This is a genomic window from Streptomyces sp. NPDC055287 (assembly GCF_053646035.1).
In genome coordinates this window covers 38,625-60,434 of sequence record NZ_JBSHNE010000031.1, presented here as the reverse complement: position 1 = coordinate 60,434, position 21,810 = coordinate 38,625, and the positions used below count along the sequence as shown (strand labels likewise).

Genomic DNA, 21,810 nt, shown 5'->3' with positions numbered 1-21,810 from the left:
GCCTGAGTTTCTGACCAGTCGGCGACTGGATGATCTGCTGCCAACCTGATGCGGCCCTGTCGGTGCCCACCCCTTGCCTGGCCCAGGCCACCGCGGCTGTGGGGGGTCAGCGCGGCTGCGGGATCTGCTCGCGCTGGCGGCGGCGCCCGTAGCGGGTGACCCCGCGCGGCTTGAACACCGACAGGGCGGCCGCCGCCAGGAGCACCAGCAGGGCGGCGGCCGCGTCCGCGATCAGCTGCACACGCATGCCCTGAAGCTCGCCGCCCGCGAGGGCAGCCCGGGCGGCCGCATCCGCGAGGTGGCCGACCGGCTGCATGTGGACCAGCAGCAGAAGCGTCGCGACCACGGTGATCAGCAGTTTCGCAATCACCCAGTAGTGCCGCAGCAACCCCCACACTGTGCCCAGCGACTGCACCAGGCCGGTCAGTAGAGACGCGATGCTGAACGGGACGATCACGTACCAGCCCAGAACGTCCATCGCCAGGTAGGCGCCCCGTACCATCTGGGATGAGCTGCTGGTCAGGCCAGCGACGGCGAGGGCGAGGAACGCTGCTACCGCGCCCAGCCAGCCGACCGAGGAAGTGACGTGCAGCGTAAGCGCCAGCTTGCGCAGCCGCGGCGGGAACGGCGTCACGGCGCGTGCCCCGCCATGCCACCGCCAGCCAGATGCACGATCACGAACACCACGACCAGGACGACAGCGATCGCCGCAGAGACCTTCACCCAGCGCGGCGCCCCCTCGCCATCGTCATCGCGACGGTCCGGTGAGCCTGCCATGACGCCTCCCATTTTTTCGAGACACTCTGTCTCTACCAGAAACCGAGTGTATGCCCTGTGGACGTCCGTATCCTGGGTGGGTGCCGAAGCTGTGGAACGAGACGATCGACGCGCACCGCGCCGCCGTGCGCGAGGCGATTCTGGACACCACCGCGAAGCTGGTGGCCCAGGGCGGCCTGCGGTCGGTGACCATGTCCCAGATCGCCGAGCAGACCGGCATCGGCCGTGCGACGCTCTACAAGTACTTCTCCGACGTCGAAGCCGTCCTGCTGGCCTGGCATGAGCGCCAGGTCACCGCCCACCTCCAGCAGCTCGCGGGCATCCGCGACCAGACCGGCACGGCCGTGGAGCGCCTGACGGCGGTGCTGGAGGCGTACGCGGGCATCGCCCGGCAGCGCCACGGCGGCGAACTCGCCGCCCTCCTGCACCAGGGCGAGCACGTCACCCACGCCGAGCGACACCTGCACGGCATGCTCCAGCACCTCCTCGCCGAAGCAGCCGAAGCCGGTGACCTGCGTGGCGACGTCCCACCCGCCGAGCTCGCCCAGTACTGCCTCCACGCCCTGACCGCCGCGGCCGCTCTAACTTCCCAGACCGCGGTGGCCCGCCTGGTCGCCGTCACCCTCGACGGCCTGCGCCCGGTTCCCTGAGCCGGTAGTGCCTTGCGGTCGCCGGGATGGAGGACAAGGACGAACAGCAGCACCTGCAAGTGCTGGCCGGGTTGCTGGAGCATGGCCGCCAGTTCGAAGACCTCACGACCGCCGCCCCGTCGGCCGGACCCTGGAAGCCGGCACCGGGGAGCGAACTGGAAGCAGACGAAGCCGCGGTAGACCCCTACCACCTGTCTCAAGGGGTGAAGGCGGGGAGGTTCCCGCCGGGATGGAGGTACCGCTGTGATCGTTCGACTCGTGGGCGGCCCGCTCGGTGGCCGCGAGCTGTCGACTCGGGCCCGTGGGCCGGTGGCCGCCTCCCGGCTGGTGACGCTGACTGGGGCCTGTACGTCCCGGTGCACCACGACCTAGTGACCGGCGTCGTTCTGGCTGATGTGTCTCAACGAACCGAGTCGCCGTCTCACCGGACGCAGTCGATGGTGCTGGTCATCTGGAAATCTCGGATAAAACTACGAGGCCCTGTTCTCGTATAGCTACCGTCAGGTGGCGCCTGTGCCCATCCGCCCTGATCAGGAGGAAGAACGCCCGAGGCTCCGGCTCCTGACCACCGCCGCCCCCGGACTGGCCCCTGGCTCCCAGCCGGCTACCGGCAGAACCTCTGGAAAGCTGCTCAGGCAGCTCTCAGATCAAGGTCACGGGAGACGTACGATATGAGAGTGGAGCTACGTCGAGCCGACGGCGGGGTGATCGCGGTCGAAGTGGTGGGGGAGCCGGACGCACCTGCGGTGCTGTTCTGCCACGGGTTGGCCGACTCCCGGCTGGCCGCGCACGGCTTCGCAGGCGCGGCTCACGCGCTCGGACTGCGCCTCATCGCCCCGGATCGCCCCGGCATCGGCGGCACCGATGCCCGTCGCCTGCCGCGGGTCGTGGACTGGGCTGCGGAAGCCACCGTGGTCCTGGACGCGTTGGGCGTCGGCTCGGTGGCGCTGCTCGGCGTCTCGGGCGGCGGAGCGTTCGCGGCCGCATGCGCGTCCGAGCTGCCTGACCGCGTCCGCAGCCTGCAGCTCATCGCGCCCCTTGGCCCGCCTACCTGGCCCACCCGCGGGATGGCAGCCGGGCAACGCGCCTCCTTGCAGGTCGCCCGGCACGCTCCGGCCTTCGGTGGCTGGTTTCTGGGCCGCCTGGCCACGCTGGCGCGCCGGGCACCAGGGCTGTTCCTTCGCCTGGCAACCAGCGAGATGCCCGCCAGCGACCGGCGTGCCCTCGCTCAGTCGGACGCGCGCGCGGCCTTCCTGACCAACTACCTGCGAGCGTTCCAGCGCGGCAGCTGGGGAGTCGGGCAGGATCTGCGCTTGCTGACCCGACCCTGGGGTTTCGACCTCGAGTCGATCACGGTGCCCACGTCGATCCACCAGGGGGACGCCGACACCACCGTCCCGCTCCCGCACGCCCGCCACTTCGCCGCGGCGATACCGGGCGCACGCCTTCACATCCATCCCGGCCAAGGCCACTTCTCCATCCTCACCGCACCCGAGCAGACGCTGGCGACACTCGCCGCATAGCCGGTCGAGGTTGCCGCCGGAGATCACGGCGACGGCGGCGCGTCCGGGACCCGGAGGCCGTCGAAACGGCGCATGCCGACTTCGCTGCCCTCCAGCAGCGCGACCGCAGCCCCAAGTAGTTACTCAGCGTTACACGCCACCTGGCGGTAGCTATACGAGAACAGGGCATAGACAAAGCACGGTCAGCTCGCGTTCTCGCCCTTCGAGCCATTTGCCGCGCATCGGCTGCGCCCCCGTACCCGCCGGGGACCGGCTCGGCCAGGCTGAAGGCGAAAAGCCGTGAGGGGTCAGGCTCTTGGTGGCCAGCGGCGGGAGGACATCCGGGTCGGTGAACCACACTGCGCCCCACACGGAGTAGATCGCGTCGTACGTTCGGCGGTGGAGGCGAGGTGGTCGCACCGAGCGCCCCGAGACCAGCATCGGCATTGGCTCAGCAGCGTCCGTGTGGTCAGGTGCGGGTTTGCATGCGGCGGGTGAGGCCTTTGGTGATGCTGACGCGCTTCACGTGCACGTGAAGCCCTCCGGCGCTCTGGGTGATCTTGGCGTACCAGGGGAGACCGAACCGGGTCCAGCGCAGGACGCTGTCCGCAGGCGGGGTGGTCATGGGGATGTTCCGCCCTTGGGGGCCGTCTTCGCCCAAGCGTAGTGTCACTGAGTAGGCGCCGGCAGGGAGGCGGCTAAGGGGGAGGGTGGCTTGGAAGCGGTTGTCGTGGGATGTGCACGCTGCGACCGTGGCGGTGTTGCCGTGTGCGTCGATGAGGCGGGCGCTGAGATGGCGGGCCGGGGAGCGGGTCAGGGAGTGGATACCGCGGAGGACCAGGCTCACAGGATCAGAGTCGGCATCTATTCGCTCGACTCGTATTTTGCCGTCGAGGCGGTGTTTTTTTCCCCGAGGTCGAGGGTGAGGTTGTCGTACGGGTTGGTGTAGTACAGCGTCACGGGACTGAGACTGCCCGCGGGGTCCTTGAGGAGGTACGTCCTGGGCTTACTGGGCACTTCGGGAAGCCGCTTGTGGCCGAACCGGATCTCCTTGGTGAGACCGTCGTGGTCGATGACGACGAAGATGTCCCACAGGCCGTTGGGCAGCGGGGTGCATGCGTTCGCTCTGGTGAGGTCGACGGTGAGGTAGAACCCGGCGCGGTCGTAGGTGACCCCGTCGTTGTCGTCGGCTCCGAGTCCGGGGGTGGCGACGGTGGCCATGGGAAAGCGGTGTTCCGCCTTATTGTCCCGCTCGCGCAGCAGCAGCGTGGCGCTGGTGCGCTCGGTGGTCAGGCGGCGTACGTAAGCGTGGCCTGACAGGTTGAGCAAGTTTCCGTCCAGGTGGACGTCATTAAGTTGGTGGCGAGTCTCCAGTTCTCGGGTGGCATCGTAGAAATGGTCCGGGATGCCCCGGTCTCCGTCGCGGAAGAACGGCAGCGCGAAGAAGGCCCGTCCGTCCTCGATGACGAGGTCGGGGCGCGAGGGGGAGCGGACCACTTGTTCCAGTTCGACGAGCTCCTCCAGCAAGCCGCGGCGGATCAGCTCACAGCGCAGCCGGTTGACCGCCCCCATCCGCTGCAGAAGCGTTTCGGTACACACACGCTCCACAACCTCGCGGACTTCAGCGAACTGTTCCTGCAGCAGGGCTTGGTCTGTCTCGTGCAGGAAGTGGTAGAGCGCGTTGGTCATGTCGATGGAGATGTGCCGGTGCAGCAGCGCATCGCGATTCGGCCCCTCGTCGGTGTGCTCCTCGACCAGGTTCACCATGTGGCGCAGTGCCTTGATGCGCTGCCCCGCGCCGCGGGTGACGGTGGTGATGTTGCCGCCGTCGTCGCGGCGCAGGATGTACAGGCACTCGTAGTCGGCGACAACCGAGATGCCGTCGGCGTGCAGGTAGGCCAGGGCTGTGAACTCCTGGTCCTCGCAGACCTGGTAGCCGGTGGGGAAGCGCAGACTGTGCCGCTCGATGAGCTCGCGGCGGATGAGTTTGAGCGGGTTGAGTGCCCAATAGACGCGAGAGGAGAAGACGTCGGTGCGCGGCTGATTGCGCACGAACATCGAAGCCGGCGCCGACCGGCCGTTGACGCCGACCATCTTGCCCAGCACGACGTCGGTATGGTTCTTCTCGGCAACAGCGAGCATCCGCTCCAGCGCCTCGGGGCCGAGGTAGTCGTCCGCGTCAAGGAAGAACACGAAGCGTCCTCGGGCGTGGTCCAGGCCGACGTTGCGGGGCTTGGAAGGCCCACCGGAGTTCTCCTGCTGGATGACGGTCAGCAGCTGCGGATGCAGAGAGGCGAACCGCTTCAGCTCCGACAGCCGTGTCATCGGTCGAGCCGTCGTCGACAGCAATGATTTCGAGGCGGTCGTGCCCGATGGACTGCTTGACGACAGACGTGAGGGTCTTCGTCAGGTAGGGCATGGCGTTGTACGCCCCGATGATCACGGTTATGTCTGGTGTACCCGTGGTCACTTCTCGAGTATGGCCGACGCCAAGGGCGGGCCGGGTGGCAGCGATCCGTCACCGGGGCGCATCTGAGCATCGGTACCTTACGCACCGCAGGGGCGGAGCTGTCACAGCAGAGTGTCCATTGGCTGAAACGTCTCTCCATGCCGGGCATTGCAGCTGTCGGGCGGTCGATCTGTGCTGAAACTGGCGCGATTCATTCCGGGCGTCTGCTTCTCGTGGTGGCTTGGAGTCGGCTCCGACGCACGCTCGCCGTGCAGATCCCGTGAGTGGGCCGCCGTCGTGTGATTGCTGACCCGCCGTCAACCACCCACCGGGACGCGCCCAGGGGGCGTTCTCGCAACAGGGCATGTGCGGACGCCTGAGTGATCGCACTCGGGCCGAGAGGGTGACGAGTGGGCGTCTAAGTGAACATGTTCCTCCCGGAACGTGTCGCACATCACGCAACCGAACCAAAATCGGCAGATGTTCGTCCGTTATGCGGGTTGTGAAAACTCGTGTACACGTAGTTACGTTCACTCCGCATCAATGACCAAGCTGTGGGGGAACCGTGTTCGGGGTATGGAGGCGTACGCGCCTTGCGGGCGGAGCCGGGGGACTTGTTCTCGGTTCGGCCTTGTTGGTTGGTCTGTTGCCGGCTACCAGCGCGGTGGCCACGGCTCCAACGGTCCGGAGTGCCGGAGAGGCTGAGGGGTCAGAGGGCCCGGCCGGGCCACGTTCTGAGTCTGAGGCGTTCGCTGAGGCGAAGCGGTCCGGCAAGGCGGTTGAGGTCGCCTCCATGCGGGGCGAGACCAGCGAGGTGTTCGCGACCCCGGAAGGTGATCTCGAAGCACGGGAGTACCTGCGTCCGGTGTGGGCGCGTGTGGACGGTAGATGGAAGCCTGTCGACACCGATCTGACGAGTGTCTCCGGCGGGATGATCGCGCCGAAGGCCGCCACGGTCGAGGTGGCGTTCTCCGGCGGCGGCAGTGGGCCGATGGTCCGCATGGAGAAGGCCGGCCGGGAGATGGAGTTGTCCTGGCCCTCCGCGCTGCCCAAGCCGTCGCTGATGGGGGACACGGCGACCTATGCCGACGTCCTTCCCAGTGTCGATCTGAGGCTGACCGCCTCGCCCGACGGGTTTTCGCAGCTTCTGGTGGTCAAGAACGCGGAGGCGGCAGCCAGCGAAGAACTGGCCGAGCTGCGACTGAAGCTGGACGCTGACGGCATGAAGGTCAAGGAGACCGCGGAGGGCGGCCTCCGGGCCGTCGACGCGGGCGCACAGGGCACGGTGTTCGAAGCTTCGACGCCGCTCATGTGGGACTCGAGCAACGGCGACGCCGCGGCCGAGAGCAATAGGGCTTCGCGGACGCTGACGGCCCGTGACACTTTGGCGCTGGCAGACGATGCCGAGCCGCGCGGTGAGCCCGGGGCGGGGGAGTCGGGGCAGCTCGCGCCGGTTGGTGTTGAAATTCCGGCTGGCGGCGACGAGCTGGTCCTTACTCCGGATACGGAGGTGCTGAAGGGTGAGGACACCGTGTATCCGGTGTTCATCGACCCGCAGTGGTATTCGCCGAGGGCGACGTCGTGGACCATGGCGTCGAAGTACTGGGCCGGCTCTCCGCAGTGGAAGTTCAACGGAAAATCCACCGAGGGCGTCGGCTACTGCGGCTGGTCGTACTGTGCTCCGCACGACACCAAGCGGGTCTTCTATCAGATCCCGGTGTCGAAGTTTGCCGGCAAGACGATTCTTTCGGCCGAATTCGTGGTCCGCAACACCTGGTCTGCGTCGTGCCAGGATCGCGGTGTCGAACTGTGGCAGACGAAGGGTATTTCGACATCGACTACGTGGAACTCCCAGAGTGAGTCCGGTTTCTGGGTGAAGGAGTTGGGCTCAAAGTCCTTCGCCTACGGTTTCGAGGGCTGTGAGGCCAAGGACGCCGAGTTCTCGGTGCAGTCCGCGGTGCAGGCTGCGGCCAACGACAAGGACCCGTCGATGACGTTCGGTCTGCGGGCGTCCAGCGAGTCCGACGCCTACGGCTGGAAGCGGTTCTCCGACAAAGCCTTCCTGCGGGTCAAGTACAACCGGCCGCCCCCGCAGGTCAAGATGTCGCAACTGAGCATGCAGTATGGCGGCACCTGCAAGAAGCCCGGCAGCGCGAAGCGCAACCGTAGCTTGGGCACGATCTACGCGGACAACGTCACGGACCCGGACGGGGACAATGTTTCGGTGCAGTTCCAGGCGTCGTGGGACGGCGGCAGCTGGAAGCCGGAACGCACGAAGACCAAGAAGTCCGGATCGGATTTCTCGATCAGCCTTCCGTCTTCGATCCCGCAGAACAAGCAAATTCACTGGTACGTGAGCTCCTATGACGGTGCCCAGCACTCCCCGTGGTCATATACGGGTGATGCGACCGCTTGCTACTTCTACTACGACAACACGGCTCCCCGGTCGCCGTCCATCTCCTCGGACGAGTACCCGGCCTCCCGTCCCGAAGACCCGGATGACCCGTGGTTCGACGGGATGGGCAAGTACGGCACGTTCGACATCACGGCCAACGACAACCAGGTCACCAAGTACTGGTATGGCGTCAATGTCGACCCCAGTTCCAAGAACACCATCACTACAGCAAGCGGAGCCGCCAAAGCGCTGCGCATGCTGCCGCCCAGGACCGGAGTGAACACCCTCTACGTGTCATCGCTCGACGCCGCGGGAAATGTCTCCGCGCCGACCGGGTACCGCTTCCGGGTCAAGGCTGGCCAGCCCGAGCGTGCTGACTGGGCGCTCGACGAGGCCCCCGGTGCCACTGAAGCGAAGGCGGACGCCGGAGTCTTCACCGCCTCGCTCGTCGGTGGCGCCGCCCCCGGCGCCTTGGGTGTCAAGGGCACGGCGGTCGCCTTCGACGGGACAGACGACTACGCGAAGACTGACATACCCACCGTACGTACCGACACGGGATTCTCCGTCTCGGCCTGGGCGAAACTGTCAAAGACCCCCGACGAAGCGGCCATAATCGCCGCCCAGCCGGGAAACCACGCCCCTGGGTTCGAGCTGTACTACTCCAAGACATACGACCGGTGGGCGTTCAACCAGTACAAGGCCGACACCGCCGACGCAGGAATCACCCGGGTCATGCAGGCGTCCGCCGGCGGCGCCACCGTGAACGCCTGGAGCCACCTGGTCGGTACCTTCAGCTCGACGTACGACGAGATGAAGCTCTACGTCAACGGCAAGCTGGCCGGGACCGTCACCTACGACTCTCCCTGGGACGCCCGTCGCGGCCTGCAGATCGGCGCCGGATCCTACAGCGGGCAGCTCAAGAGCTTCTTCCCCGGCTCCATCGACGAGCTCCAGATCTTCGACAAGCCCCTTGCCCCCGAGGAGGTGACACGCCTTCACGGCAAGGAGTCACTGACATCCGGCAGGCCCGCGCGGGTCGTGTTCCCGATGGACAAGCCGGTGGACATGAACGCTGACCCGACATTGCTCATCGGCACCCCGGACGTCCTTGCCGCCCAGTACCACGGTGCTCCGGTCCTGGGTGCGGAAGGGGTCAAGGGTGGGGCACTGACCCTCGACGGCAACGACGACTACGCCAGCACCGGCCGGCCTATGCTGAACAACCAGAGCAGTTTCGCCGTTGCGGCCTGGGTGAAGCTGCCCAAGACCAAACCTGACCACGCGGCGGTCATCGCCACACAGGCGGGCACGCACAAACCGGGCTTCGAGTTGTACTACTCAGCCGGCTACGACCGGTGGGTGTTCAACCAGTACTCCGCAGACGCAGCCGACGGCACACCGATCCGTGCCATGCAGGCCGAGGGCAAGACCGCCCAGGGCGGAGAGTGGGCACATCTCGCCGGCGTGCACGACACGGTCGCGAACACTCTGACGCTCTATGTGAACGGCACGCTCGCCGGCACCGCGAGCGTCAATCCGACCTGGTATGCGGCAGGTGCCTTCCAGATCGGTGCCGGCTCCTTCGACGGCAAGCCCGGCAACTTCTTCCCCGGCCAGATCGATGACGTCAGTCTCTTCGACCGGCCTCTCTCGGCGGGAGAGGTTCAGCAACTCTTCAAACAGCGGCCGCTGGTCAAGAGCCGCTGGAAGTTCGAAGAGACAGCCGCAACCGCTCCAGTCACGACGCCGGACGCCGCAGGAACAGGCAACGCGCTTGCACTCCTCGGCGGAGCCGCAAAGTCGGACACGGCGTACATAGATTCCGGTTCCCTCAAGCTTGACGGATTCAATGATTACGCCGCGACCAGTACCGTTCCGGTTGACACGTCAGCCAGCTTTACCTTCACTGCCTGGGCTCAGGCGGCCGGCACCCCGACCCGCGAGATAGCGGTCGCCAGTGCAGAAGGCACGAACGAAAGCGCGTTCGGCGTGCGGTTCGTACCCGACGCCGCCCCGCAGTCCACGCCCGGAGGACGCTGGCGCCTCTCAGTCGCAGACAAGGACAGTACGGACGCGGCCATCGTCAACGCCGACAACAACGAATTCTTCGGTGTGAACGAGTGGAACCACCTGGCACTGGTCTACGACGGATTCGCCAAGGAAGCCCGCCTCTACGTCAACGGCGTCCTGGCCGACCACAGCTGCGTGGACGCGGACGGGGACGGCACGAACGACGACGCTGCGTGTACCGACGCCGTGGCGTGGGCGGAAGACGCAGTCGCCTTCAAGGCCACCTCGCTTCAGATCGGCCGTTCCGGCGCCGTCAGGCCAAGTGGGTACTTCCCGGGCCTTGTGGACGACGCCTGGGTCTTCCAAGGCGCACTGACAGACGACCAGGTCAACAAGCTGGCGGGCAGCTTCTTCGACATCCCCACCAAGGTCCCCGGCGACTGACCAGCAAGCGGGGTACGCCGAAGTACTCGGCGTACCCCGCCCCTGGCTCCAACTTGACCTGTTTCCCTCGCGCCCCGCTTGTGTGCCGGTGAGCGCTGATCCGACAAGGATTGATCAAGGAATGAACGGCATATCTCCACCTCGTCGTGGCGGGCGGCTGCGGCGCAAAATCGCGCTGGGCGCCTCGACGGTCATGGTGGCCACTCTCCTCCAGGCCATAGCCTTCGCTCCGACGGCCTCCGCGGACAGCAACCTCCCGGGGCTGCCGAAGTCGGAGAAGCCCGTCGCCGGGCGTGACAGCGGGAAAGTCGTCCCGCGCACGGTGCAGAAGGGGCCGCGGACCCCGCAGGACAGGCCCAAGGCAGCCTGGCCGAAGAGCGGGTCTGCTGCGGTGCGCCTGCCCGATCCGGCAGTGAAGGCCAGTGCACAATTCAAGGCCCAGAAACTGCCAGTGCGGCTGAACACCCCGTCCACGAAACATGCCAAGCAAAGCATGGGCGGCAAGGTCGAAGCCCGCGTCCTGCCGCGTGCCACAGCCCGCAAGGCAGGTGTCGACGGTCTGCTGTTCACCCTCGAGCCCCACAAGAAGGGCACGAAGGCCACCATCGGCACACAGGTGGACTACGCCTCCTTCGCCGAAGCATTCGGCGGTGCCTACGCCTCCCGCCTGACCCTGGTGAAACTGCCGGCCTGCGCGCTCACCACCCCCGCCAAGGCAGCCTGCCGCACAGCCACGCCCGTGGTGACGGACAACGACACCGAGAAGCAGACTCTGACCGCCAAGGCGGTGCCTCTGAACACGTCCGGGCCCACCGTTATGGCGGCGGTCGCTGATGACTCGGGCAAGACCGGCGACTACAAAGCAACGCCGCTTGCCGCGTCCTCCACCTGGAACACTGACCTCAACTCGGGCGACTTCGGCTGGTCGTATGACATTCCAGTACCCGAGGTACCCGGTGATCTGGCCCCGAAGGTCGGCCTGTCCTACTCCTCCGGAACGGTCGACGGGCGCACCGGCGGCACCAACAGCCAGTCCTCCTGGGTCGGCGACGGCTTCGACCTGTCACCCGGCTTCATTGAGCGCCGCTACAAGCCCTGCGCGGACGACGGCATCAAAAACGCCGACGGCAGCAAGCCCGGCGACCTGTGCTGGGGCTACGACAACGCGTTCATCAACTTCAACGGCAAGGGCGGTGAACTCGTCCCCACCGGCGCCGACGACGAGTGGAAACTCAAGAAGGACGACGGCACCCGCATTAAGCGTCAAGCCTCCACCACTCGAGGCAACGGCGACAACGACGGCGAATACTGGCGCGTGACCACGCCGGACGGTGCCCGCTACTACTTCGGCCACCACCGCCTGCCCGGCTGGGTAGACGGCAAGGAGACCACCGACTCCACCTGGACCGTTCCCGTCTACGGTGACGACGAAGGCGAGAAGTGCCACGGCGCCACCTTCGCCGAGTCCTGGTGCCAGCAGGCATGGCGCTGGAACCTCGACTACGCCGTCGACACCCACGGCAACGCCATGGCCTACTACTACAACAAGGAAACCAACCACTACGGCCGCAACCTCAAGGCCGCCGACGACACCCCCTACACCCGTGGCGGCTACCTCGACCGCATCGAGTACGGCCTGAAGTCCAGCTCCATGTACGCCACCAAGCCTTTGGCCAAGGTCGACTTCACCAGCTCCGAGCGGTGCATACCCAACAGCCAGACCGACTGCTCCTCCATCAGCACCGGCTCGTTCTACTGGTACGACACACCGTGGGACATGAACTGCGCAGCCGCCACTGACTGCGACGAAGGGCGTCTGGGGCCCACCTTCTGGACCCGTAAACGCCTCACCAGCATCAGCACACAGGTTCTGCAGGCCGACGGCACCCACGCGAAGATTGACTCCTGGGCGCTGGCTCACCGTTGGGGGCAGGCCGACGTCGACTACCAACTCCTACTGGACTCCATTCAGCGCACCGGCCACACCGCAACCACGCCGATCACCCTGCCGAAGACCACGCTTACGTACACCCAGCTGGCCAACCGGATGGACGCCACCGGCGACGGCTACGCACCCTTCATCAAGGCACGGCTGTCCACCATCGCCGACGAGCACGGAGGCCAGACCGACGTCAACTACTCCTCCGAAGCCTGCACCGCCAGCGCTCTGCCCACGCCGCAGACAAACACCACCCGCTGCTTCCCGCAGATGCTCGGCGGAAGCGACATCGAAGCACCTGAACGCCACTGGTTCAACAAGTACGTCGTGGAGTCCGTCACTGCCACCGACCGCACCGGCGGTGCGCCGGACACCGTGACCGCCTACTCGTACCTGGGCGGCGGCGCATGGCACTACGACGATGACGACGGCATGACCAAGGAAAAGCACAAGACCTGGTCACAATGGCGAGGTTACGGCCAGGTACGGGTCAAGACCGGCGGCCAGGGCGGGGACACCGCCATGAAGACGCAGCAGGACACCTACTTCCTGCGCGGCATGGACGGCGACCGCAAGGACGCGAGCGGTGACACCACCAAGTCGGTGACCGTCACACTCGGTACGGGCGAAGGCGACCCGATCACCGACAACCAGGCGGCTGCCGGATTCGTATACAAGACGGTCGACTACTCCGGACCCGGCGGCAACATCCTCGCCAAGACCATCGAACGCCCCTGGCACCACGAGACAGCCAAAAAGGTCCGCTCCTGGGGCACCGTGACTGCCAACTTCACCGGCACCGCCAACTCCACCACGTACACCTCTCTCGACAACGGCGCGGGCGCCAAGTGGCGCACCACCACCAAGTCGACCACATACGACACAGTCGCCGGCCGCGTCACCGAACTCGACGACCGCGGTGACACCTCAACCGCCGACGACAACCAGTGCACCCTCACCACCTATCCCACCGCGGGAGCCATCCTCGCACTGCCCTCGCAAGTCGAAACGCTGGCAACCGACTGCGACAACACCGCCCCCAACCGTGCAACAGACGTCATCTCCGACGTCCGCAGCGCCTACGACGGCCTCACCTACGGAGCCGCCCCCACCAAGGGCGACCAGACCGCGACCGCCACGCTAAAGAAGCACAACGGCACCACCGCCACGTACCTGGAGGCCGGCACCACCTTCGACGCCTATGGCCGTGAGCTGGCCACCACCGACCTCACCGCCAACGTCGCCACAACCGGCACGGCCGCCCCGGTACGCACCGCGCGCACCGACGGGCGCACCAAGAGCACTACCTACAGCCCCACCACAGGCTTTGCCACCACGGTCACCTCGACCACTCCACCCGCCAACCCCACCGACACCACCACCGCTCAAAAAACAACGCTCGCCCTGGACCCCCTGCGCGGCCAGCCCACGACCAAGACCGACACCAACAACCGGGTCACCACCCTCACCTACGACGCGCTCGGCCGCTCCGCCAAGATCTGGCTGCCCAACCGCGGCACCTCCCTCACCCCTTCCTACGCCTTCGACTACTTCATCGAAGAAGGCAAAGAAACCGCCGTACGCACCCAGACCCTGAACGACAACGGTGGTCAGATCGCCTCGTACACCATCTACGACGGTCTGCTGCGCCCGCGCCAGACCCAAGATCTAGGCCCCGACGGCGGACGGCTGCTGACCGACACCTTCTACGACGAGCGCGGCCAGATAACGAAAACCTTCGCCTCGTACTACGCAACTGGTGCTCCTCAACGGGATCTCTTCACCCCGGAAAACGCCTTGAGCGTGGAGACACAGAGCCGTCACACCTACGACGGGCTGGGACGCGAAACCGAATCCAAGCAGATCGCCGGCAATAGCGACGGTGGCGCCGTCCTTGCCACCACCCAATACCTCTATGACGGCGACCGGCACACGGTCATTCCCCCCGAGGGCGGAATAGCCACAACAACCCTTACCGACGCGCGCGGACAGACCGCCGAACTACGCCAGCACCACTCCCGAAGCGCCACCGCCGCCTACGACGCGACCGCATACCGCTACACCCCTGCAGGCAAACTCGCCCAGATCACCGATCCGGCAGGGAACAAGTGGAAATACACCTACGATCTGCTCGGCCACCAAACTGAGACCATCGATCCCGATCGGGGTACCACCAAGAGCACGTACGACGACCGCGGCCAACTCGTCACCACTACCGATCACGGCCAACTTGTCTCGGACACTGACCAGTACAAGAAAACCCTGCATCACGTCTACGACGGCCTCGGCCGCAAGACGCAACTCCGCGAGAACAGCGCGACCGGCAGCCTGCGCGCCGAGTGGACGTACGACACTGTCACCGGCGCCAGGGGCCAGCTCGCTTCGAGCACCCGCTACGTGGGAGCCAACGCCTACACCTCACGCATCACCCAGTACGACGCGCTCTACCGCCCCCAGCGCACCGCCATCGACATTCCCGCCTCCGAAGGCACCGCTCTCGCAGGGACCTACCAGACCGGCACCACCTACAAGCCCTCCGGTCTCGTCGCCGGCGTTTCCTACTCGGCTGCCGGCTCGCTGCCCGGAGGCTCGTACGGCTACACCTACGACAGCACCCTCCGCCCCGTCTCCCTTCTGGGCGACGGGTTCAAAACCACTACCAGCTACTCGCTGACCGGGAAGCCGCTGCAGCACACCTACGCCTCCACAGCTGCGGGTGCGAAGATCACCCAGGTCACCAACGACTACGAACGAGGAACCCAGCGACTTGCCGCCTCACGGGTAGACCGTGAAGGCGTCAACGGAGTCGACCGCAACCAGACCTACCGCTACGACCAGGTCGGCAACATCCTGGCCGTCGCAGACGTCTCCCGCTCCGGAACCGACAATCAGTGCTTCACCTACGACTACCTGCGCCGTATGACCGAAGCATGGACCGAGGCAGACAACACCTGCTCGACCGCCCCCTCAGGCAGCGCGACCGGCGGCGTGGCCCCGTACTGGCACTCCTACACCTACGACAAGACCGGCAACCGCAAGACCGAAACCCTGCACGACACCGCCGGCGACAGCGCCAAGGACATTAAGCGCGCCTACACCTACCCCGCTCCCGGCGCCCCGCAGGCACACACCCTGGGCGAGGTGAATCAGGTAGGGCCCGGCGGCACGGCCAAGATCGCCTACACGTACGACGAGGCTGGCAACACCCGCACCCGCATGGTCGACGGCGACACCCAGACCCTGGACTGGGACACCGAAGGCCACCTGACTAAGGTCACCAAGCCGGTCGAAGGCGGCACCAGCGATCTCACCGAGTACCTGTACGACGCCGACGGCAACCGCCTAATAGCCCGCACCAACGGGGAGACCACGCTCTACCTCGGCCACACCGAACTCGTTCTCCCCAAAAACGCCACCAAGGCTAAAGCCACCCGCTACATCGACCTCGGAAACGGCCACCAAGCCGTCCAGGCCGACGACGGAACCATCAGCTTCACCATCGCCGACCACAATGGCACCGGCCAAATTGCCGTCAAGGCAGCAGATCTCGCCATGACACAGCGCCGCACACTTCCCTTCGGGCAATCCCGCGGTACCCCAGCCGCAACCTGGCCCGGCACCAAAAGCTTCGTGGGCGGCACCGACGACACCACCACAACCGGACTCATCCACCTCGGCGCCCGTGAGTACGACCGTGCCATCGGCCGGTTCATCTCCGTCGACCCGGTCATGGATGTCGTCGAACCACAACAGATCAACGGCTACGCCTACGCCTACAACAGTCCGCTCACTTACAGCGACCCCACCGGTCTGTACATGCCCGGTGGTAACAACCACGATCCACGAGACACCGAACGTAAACCAGGCAATAAGCCCGGCAAGGGGGCCAGCGACAGCGGAAATGACGAGGGTAGCGGCGGCGATCGAAATGGAGATGACAATGACGACTACAACGGATCTGGAGGGATCGTTGTAGAAGTCAAAGCTACGCCCGCCGCCGAACCACCAAAGATGTGCACGCATGGTAGAGGATTTAAAATCACCTGCCCCAATGCCGGCGCGCTCACAGAGATCGTCATACGGGTGGTTGTGCCAGACGTCGAGGCGTGGAGAAAATGCCTCAGTGAACGCCACGGAGAAAGCTGCGCTTGGGCAGCCACTGATCTTCCCCTCTTGAAGGCGGCTAAGCTCGGCAAGGTCGTCGGTAAAATCCTCAAGAAGTGTAAGTGCTTCCTTGCAGGGACTGGCGTTCTCATGGCCGATGGTAAAACAAAGACCATTGAAGATATACAAACCGGCGACAAGGTCCTTGCGACTGACCCGAAGACCGGTGAAACAAGTGAGCGTGAAGTAACCGCTACCATCGTTACCGATGATGACAAGCACTTCACGGAGCTGACGATCTCCACTCCGGATGGCAACGAGAAACTCACTGCCACCTCCGAGCATCCGTTCTGGTCTGTCTCCGCACGCGGCTGGATTGAAGCTGGCAACCTCCAGCCCAGGACGACCCTGCGTACCCATGACGGCCGCACAGTCAAGGTCGTCAAGGCCCGCCAGTATCAAGACCGCGTCAGAACGTACAACCTGACCATCGAAGGCCTGCATACGTACTATGTGCTGGCGGGGCACATCCCAGTCCTCGTGCACAACTCAAATTGCCTCGACCTTGACCTCGACAAGGCTTCCGAATCGGGTCAGGTGATCGATCCGTCGGACAAGGCGGGAAAGATAACGCTTGCAGGAAACGCGCTCGCTAAGAAGGTGGGGCGCGGGAAGGTCGAGGGGCGATGGCCTGAGCCCACAGGAAAGAGGAACCCGGCGGCCTGGAACGCCCTAGGGCGGGAGCAGTTGGATGATATCCTCACCACTCCTGGGAGTACCGTGAATCCATGGTATGGGCGTATCAATGGCAAATTCCAGAACACAATTGACGTTCGCACCCCAGACGGTCGAGGAGCCAGGTTCTCGGAGTCTGGCAAGTTCTCTGGGTTCCTGGACTGAAATGAGGCGTTCGGGCGTGGCGAGTGAAGAGTTCAACGGGAGAAACGTAGATGTCATAGACTTCGAAGACGTTTCTTCAGGCGAGCGGGTAATCGAGTTTCATGATCCATTGGTGCGTCCTGATGAGACGCTTCTGGCTATCTCCATCCCGGAGGGCGGTACGTGGGGGGATGCTGTTGTTAGCATCAGTCCACGCGTCGGAGATGTTTCAGTGGACTTCATGGTCTGGGCCATCCAGATAGCCCAGGTGAGAGTGGGATGAACTAGCAGAAGGCCCCTCTGGAGACTCCAGGGGGGCCTTCTTGCCGTTGGAGGGGTAGGTGGTGTGTGGGTTGGGTGCCCAAGCAGATCAAGGTGTCCGTCCGCACCGATTACTTCTCCGGTGGCAGCTCCATCGACGTCAGGGTCTACAACCTCCCTGAGAAGGGCTGGGGGCACATCCAGGAGACGGACATGTGGGGGGTACCGCGCTGGGTACCGGGCCCTGAGCTGAACGCGATCCTGACGGCCCTCAAGGAGATCCACGGCGCCTACAACTTCGACGGCTCGGACTCGATGGTCGACTACTTCCACGTCAACTACTACGGCCAAGTCGAAGTCGACTGGCGCGAGCGGCCCTGATTCAGTGCCTTCCGGCCCCGGCTCCGCACGCACTCCGCGTGCGGGGCCGCCCGCGTACGCCGTCTGGGGTGTGACGGCGCTGTGGCAAAGAGGTTGTGCGGCTTGGTTGCTCCAGAGCCAGTGTGCGGGGCATCGAGAACGCGGCTCCCGCCCCGGCCTATCGGCCGGTGGTGGTCGAGCTCCGGACCGGCGAAAGCCCGGCCGGCTGTTCTCGACTCTTCCCGCCACCCCTTCCCTGGAGTTGCCATGCCTGCGCCCGCCCGCTCGATGGTCATAGTCCTCCGCCCCGCCCCGGCAGCGCCCGCCCACCCGGTCTTCTACGACGGTCCCCGCGCCGTGGCCGCCGAGTTCTTCATCTGCGCCCGCGGCGGCCGGGCGCAGACCACGCTGCCGCCTTTCCGTAACGGCGACAGCGCCAGTTGCCCCCAGGGCACCGAGTGGATGCACTACGACGGCCGGTGGATCGTCCCCGGCCAGCCGAAGGGCCTGACCCTGGCCGACCGGACGGTCACCGGCTGGTGGCAGACCCGGCACAGGCCCGGCAGCAAGTTCGCCCTGGTCCACCGGCTCACCTCCAAGGAGACGGGCCTGATCGCCCACGGCCACTACACCAGCTCCGTCCTGACCGGCGACGCGTTCTCTGAGGACCCGGTCTCCGGCGCCTGGCTGCGCTCGCTCGCCTGGCAGGCAGCCCGCACCCGCACCCGCACCGTGAGCATCCACCTGGAACTGCCCAGCGGCATCGTCACTCTCCACTCCCGCCTGGTTGGGGACGTGTTCTTCCACCCCGCCACCATCCCCGCCAACACCCCGGCCCTGTGCGCCTGACAACACCCGCCAGCCGCCCCGCTGCCACTGTGCCCGGCAGTGGTGGCGGAGCGGCCCGCCGTGGGAGTAAGGGTTCGATCCGCGCCCACTGCGCGTCAGTCAACGGCACACCTTGACCAACGATCAGGCAGTCTGGAGGGAGCAGCTACGCGCTGCCGGTGCCATCGGCCTTGCCGACAGCGGTCCACCAGGCGATCACTCGGGTAGCCATCGCTTCGGGTCGCAGGCCGAGAGGATCGAGTCCGAAGTGATCCTCCAGCTCATGTCGTAGGAACTCTCCGATCTCGGTCTGGTTGGCGCCGCCACGCAGCCGCTGGAGCAAGGGGGCGAGCATGCAGTCGTACTCGTCCTGCACGTCGTCGGCGACGCCGATCGGATCCCACTCATTGAGCAGATGCCGAAGGTCGTTCTCGACGGATGGGGCCCATGGCTGCATCGCCCAAGAGTGCCACTTGGAAGCACCCGCCGGTCACTCGCCGCCATCATGATCCAAACGAAACTGCCTAGCCAACCTCCATGCCCGTGCCGTCACCGGCGGGGCGCGGGCCCGCAGGTGTTCCCCCGGTCTGCTTGCCGCGCTAGCCCCGCGCTCGGCCACGGTCACACCGCCAGCTGCACACGACGTGCGGCTCGGCGACCAACCCCGAACACGACGTGAGGACATGACCGTGCCGACCCTCCTGAACTACAACCCTGCTACCTGCGCAGGTCAGCACATCAGCGAACTCTTCCGGACCCTCAAGGAATGTCTCGGCGAAGACTGGGCCGGTGCCGACGTGGTTCAGATCCTCAACGAGTGGTTTGTCGCCCTCGGCATCAATCCCGAGGGGCCGGCCCACCAGGTGGACGTGCGCGTGGCCCGGTTGCAGGCAACCAGTGCGGTGCACGCCGCTGACGCCGTACGGGAGCTGACAGCTCAGGTCCGCAGCACACCCGACATGCCTGACGCCCTGGGTCTCCTCGGTAATGAAGCAACCGCCGAGTACGGCCTCCTGGAGCAAACCGCATGCATGCTGCTGACAGTCGCCGAACACGTTGAGCGGTACGCCGACTTCGAGAACCTCATTGGCACCGAGTACCACCTGTGGCATGCGCTCCGGGCAGCCGCCGAAGGCGTACAAGACCACCGCGACACACTCGCCCATCACCTCGCGGTACTGGACGCCCTGGCCACCAAGGAAGAGCAGCTGACGGCGACCACCGCCGCCCCCCGAAGCACGCCCGGCCGCAGCGTCCACGAACTCACAGCCCAGGCGTTGACCACCACCCAGCCCCCCTCCGTCGACGAGTCGGCTTCGGACGCCCCCCTGCCGCCCACCACAGCAGCTGAAGCCCTGCGTGCCGACATCCGGGCCAGCATCGCAGCCCTGGTCGACGAGCACTGGGTCGACGAACAGCGCGACTACCAGAAGCAGGACCCCGCCGACCGCCAGGGACACGCTTTTGAGCACCTGGCCCGCATCAGTGCTCACCTGGGCCTCGGCCACTCCTAACCCTCAGCCGTCCAGTCTGGCTGACAGTTACCAGTTGTCTGCTGCAGGGCAGTCGAGCATGCGGGCGAGCCGTGTGCGGGCGTGCCGCAGTGTGGAGCGGACGGTGGCTTCTGTGATGCCGAGCCGGTGGGCGATCTCGCGTGTAGTGGCGCCGTCGACGGAGTAGGCGAGGACGGCCTGTTGTCGTTCGGGGAGCTTGGAGATCAGCCGCATGGCTGCTCGCCATTCCTGCTTGTCCTGCGCCGATTCCAAGGGGCCGGCGGATGCGGTGGGGACGTCGTGGAGGGCTACGTCATCCATGCAGAGCCGCAACGCGGCGTCGGTCCTGGTCTTGTGCCAACGCCGCTCGTCCGACAGCGCCCCGGCCGACGACTCCACCAGCAGCCGCTCGGCACGCCGCTGCTCGATCTCCCGCGCTTTCCTCGCTGCGGCCCGTGCGTTCTTTGATGATCTGCGGGTTTTGGTCGGTGGTGATTCGGCATGGTGATGTCAGTGGCCGAGTCTCGGTCTCCCTGTTGTTCAGTGGGTTGTCGTGGGTGATTTAGCTGCTGTCATGGATGCCGATTTGGTGCTGAGTTTTTGGCGTTGATGCGGGTCGGTTTGTCGCCGGTCGGTACAGCGTGAGATGTGTTGTCGCTGTACAGGGCTGTTATGGCAGGGGCTTGGTGCTGACAGTTGGGACGGGGCAGACGCCCGAGCAGATAGCCGACCGCGAGTGGGACGGCCGCGGTGACGACGACGCCCATCACGCCCAGCGCATTCCGATCGCGGACAGTTGCTCGATCCGTCCCGGTGTCAGCGTCGCGGCCCTGCTCCGCTGATTCCCGATCCATGTCCCCAGCTTGAGTTCCCGTACCTCCTGGTCCTCGCCGCTACCACCGTTCCCCGTCCCGTCGCCGCTGATGATGATCGTCTCGATGTGCTTGCGTGGCACCCGGAGGTGGCCCTCACGCTCAAAGAACTGGGTCGCGGCGGCAAGGTGCATTGCCCACTTCTGTGCCTGGCTCGTACGGGCCTTCGGTTTCTCGTCTTCGGTTGCGGGTGTGATTCCGAGGACGTGTTCGCACATCCATTGCTGTACGCCACTGAGCTGGTCCCAGCCGAGCCGGACCGATGTCACCCATCGCCCCAGGTCTTCGCCTTGGCGTAGGACTTCGCCCGCCTCGGTGGGCAGGGTCCCACCGGCGTCGAGGTGCATCCGAACGAGGTGGAAGGCGCGCTGCCAGGTCACCGGCCATGCGGGGCACCAGGACGGGTCGATTTCCTCCAGCTGCTCGAGCCGCTCGTCCGACAGCGCCCCGGCCCACGATGCCAGCGGCAGGCCCTCAGCCTGCCGTCGCTCCAGCTCCACCGCCCGTCGGGCGGCGGCCCGCGCGTTCTTCAGCCAGATGCCCACGGCCGCTCCCTGGTAAGTGGCGTCCAGTGGGGCCAGGAGGTGACCGTGTTCGGCGGCCCACCCGCGCGCGGCAGCCAGGCCTTCCTCCCAGGCGACGTCGTAGTGGGACCAGATCATGCCGAGCTTTTCCAGCTGGGTGATGCGGTCAGCGTCCATGTCCCCGCTGTGATCTCTCGGTTTGGTGTCGGTGGTGCTGATTGTCGGTGGTGGTGTGCTGGGGTGGGGGTTCCGGGGCTGGTCAGCGGTTGTTTGCGAGCAGGTGGGCCGCTGTCGTGAAGTGAGAGATCGATGGGCGGGATCAC

The 21,810-nt window shown here is 65.8% G+C and carries 15 protein-coding genes and 1 pseudogene; 8 read left to right on the top strand and 8 right to left on the bottom strand.

The genetic code is table 11. The features are described from left to right. Nucleotides 1–106: 106 nt before the first annotated feature. Both ACWIHY_RS31530 and ACWIHY_RS31525 read right to left on the bottom strand, forming a co-directional pair. Nucleotides 107–634 (bottom strand): hypothetical protein, encoded by a 528-nt coding sequence (locus tag ACWIHY_RS31530; protein ID WP_069774296.1) that lies wholly within the window; start codon nt 632–634, stop codon nt 107–109. Beyond that, nucleotides 631–777, bottom strand: a complete 147-nt coding sequence (locus ACWIHY_RS31525) for a hypothetical protein (RefSeq protein ID WP_176740984.1) — start codon at nt 775–777, stop codon at nt 631–633. The genes ACWIHY_RS31530 and ACWIHY_RS31525 overlap by 4 nt, the downstream gene beginning before the upstream one ends. An 80-nt stretch (nt 778–857) precedes the next feature. On the opposite strand from ACWIHY_RS31525, the gene ACWIHY_RS31520 reads away from it, so the two are divergent. Both ACWIHY_RS31520 and ACWIHY_RS31515 read left to right on the top strand, forming a co-directional pair. After that, nucleotides 858–1,427 (top strand): TetR/AcrR family transcriptional regulator, encoded by a 570-nt coding sequence (locus ACWIHY_RS31520; protein ID WP_454379500.1) that lies wholly within the window; start codon nt 858–860, stop codon nt 1,425–1,427. A gap of 677 nt (nt 1,428–2,104) precedes the next feature. Then, nucleotides 2,105–2,950 carry an alpha/beta fold hydrolase gene (locus ACWIHY_RS31515; protein ID WP_454379498.1) on the top strand — a complete coding sequence of 282 codons (846 nt, stop codon included), beginning with the start codon at nt 2,105–2,107 and terminating at the stop codon, nt 2,948–2,950. 448 nt (nt 2,951–3,398) lie between these two features. Here the strand turns inward: ACWIHY_RS31515 and ACWIHY_RS31510 are convergent, their stop codons facing one another. From ACWIHY_RS31510 to ACWIHY_RS31500, 3 genes and pseudogenes are all read right to left on the bottom strand, one after another. Then, complete coding sequence (locus ACWIHY_RS31510) at nt 3,399–3,554, bottom strand: hypothetical protein (protein WP_454379497.1); 156 nt, start codon at nt 3,552–3,554, stop codon at nt 3,399–3,401. Nucleotides 3,555–3,793: 239 nt separating this feature from the next. Next, complete coding sequence (locus ACWIHY_RS31505; protein WP_454379495.1) at nt 3,794–5,254, bottom strand: glycosyltransferase; 1,461 nt, start codon at nt 5,252–5,254, stop codon at nt 3,794–3,796. A 43-nt stretch (nt 5,255–5,297) separates the two neighbouring features. Beyond that, a pseudogene (locus ACWIHY_RS31500) lies at nt 5,298–5,348 on the bottom strand (hypothetical protein); the annotation flags it as partial. 823 nt (nt 5,349–6,171) lie between these two features. On the opposite strand from ACWIHY_RS31500, the gene ACWIHY_RS31495 reads away from it, so the two are divergent. The 5 genes from ACWIHY_RS31495 to ACWIHY_RS31475 all read left to right on the top strand — a co-directional run bounded on the left by ACWIHY_RS31495 (nt 6,172) and on the right by ACWIHY_RS31475 (nt 18,619). Next, a complete protein-coding gene (locus ACWIHY_RS31495) occupies nt 6,172–10,227 on the top strand; it encodes a LamG-like jellyroll fold domain-containing protein (protein ID WP_454379493.1) in 4,056 nt (1,351 codons plus the stop codon). Nucleotides 10,228–10,348: 121 nt separating this feature from the next. Beyond that, the gene (locus tag ACWIHY_RS31490) at nt 10,349–17,170 is read left to right on the top strand and encodes a polymorphic toxin-type HINT domain-containing protein (RefSeq protein ID WP_454379491.1); all 6,822 of its coding nucleotides are present in this window, start codon (nt 10,349–10,351) and stop codon (nt 17,168–17,170) included. Between the two features lie 16 nt (nt 17,171–17,186). Then, on the top strand, nt 17,187–17,432 hold the full coding sequence (locus tag ACWIHY_RS31485; protein ID WP_454379489.1) for a hypothetical protein: 246 nt from the start codon (nt 17,187–17,189) through the stop codon (nt 17,430–17,432). Between the two features lie 74 nt (nt 17,433–17,506). Then, a complete protein-coding gene (locus tag ACWIHY_RS31480) occupies nt 17,507–17,791 on the top strand; it encodes a hypothetical protein (RefSeq protein ID WP_454379487.1) in 285 nt (94 codons plus the stop codon). Between the two features lie 246 nt (nt 17,792–18,037). Beyond that, nucleotides 18,038–18,619 (top strand): hypothetical protein, encoded by a 582-nt coding sequence (locus ACWIHY_RS31475; protein WP_454379485.1) that lies wholly within the window; start codon nt 18,038–18,040, stop codon nt 18,617–18,619. A gap of 145 nt (nt 18,620–18,764) precedes the next feature. Here ACWIHY_RS31475 and ACWIHY_RS31470 read toward each other — a convergent pair whose 3' ends face one another. Continuing rightward, nucleotides 18,765–19,055, bottom strand: a complete 291-nt coding sequence (locus tag ACWIHY_RS31470) for a hypothetical protein (RefSeq protein ID WP_454379483.1) — start codon at nt 19,053–19,055, stop codon at nt 18,765–18,767. A 232-nt stretch (nt 19,056–19,287) separates the two neighbouring features. Here ACWIHY_RS31470 and ACWIHY_RS31465 point away from each other — a divergent pair, with 232 nt between their 5' ends. Beyond that, complete coding sequence (locus tag ACWIHY_RS31465) at nt 19,288–20,112, top strand: hypothetical protein (RefSeq protein ID WP_454379481.1); 825 nt, start codon at nt 19,288–19,290, stop codon at nt 20,110–20,112. 27 nt (nt 20,113–20,139) lie between these two features. Here ACWIHY_RS31465 and ACWIHY_RS31460 read toward each other — a convergent pair whose 3' ends face one another. Together ACWIHY_RS31460 and ACWIHY_RS31455 are read right to left on the bottom strand one after the other, a co-directional pair. After that, nucleotides 20,140–20,490, bottom strand: a complete 351-nt coding sequence (locus ACWIHY_RS31460; protein ID WP_454379479.1) for an RNA polymerase sigma factor — start codon at nt 20,488–20,490, stop codon at nt 20,140–20,142. Between the two features lie 367 nt (nt 20,491–20,857). Then, on the bottom strand, nt 20,858–21,664 hold the full coding sequence (locus ACWIHY_RS31455; RefSeq protein ID WP_454379477.1) for a helicase associated domain-containing protein: 807 nt from the start codon (nt 21,662–21,664) through the stop codon (nt 20,858–20,860). Nucleotides 21,665–21,810 lie beyond the last annotated feature (146 nt).

Coding starts and splice junctions, on each gene's coding strand:
- ACWIHY_RS31525 (WP_176740984.1), bottom strand. CDS start 777: ATGGCAGGCTCACCGGACCGTCGCGATGACGATGGCGAGGGGGCGCCG.
- ACWIHY_RS31510 (WP_454379497.1), bottom strand. CDS start 3,554: ATGACCACCCCGCCTGCGGACAGCGTCCTGCGCTGGACCCGGTTCGGT.
- ACWIHY_RS31505 (WP_454379495.1), bottom strand. CDS start 5,254: ATGACACGGCTGTCGGAGCTGAAGCGGTTCGCCTCTCTGCATCCGCAG.
- ACWIHY_RS31495 (WP_454379493.1), top strand. CDS start 6,172: ATGCGGGGCGAGACCAGCGAGGTGTTCGCGACCCCGGAAGGTGATCTC.
- ACWIHY_RS31490 (WP_454379491.1), top strand. CDS start 10,349: ATGAACGGCATATCTCCACCTCGTCGTGGCGGGCGGCTGCGGCGCAAA.
- ACWIHY_RS31475 (WP_454379485.1), top strand. CDS start 18,038: ATGCCTGCGCCCGCCCGCTCGATGGTCATAGTCCTCCGCCCCGCCCCG.
- ACWIHY_RS31470 (WP_454379483.1), bottom strand. CDS start 19,055: ATGCAGCCATGGGCCCCATCCGTCGAGAACGACCTTCGGCATCTGCTC.
- ACWIHY_RS31455 (WP_454379477.1), bottom strand. CDS start 21,664: ATGGACGCTGACCGCATCACCCAGCTGGAAAAGCTCGGCATGATCTGG.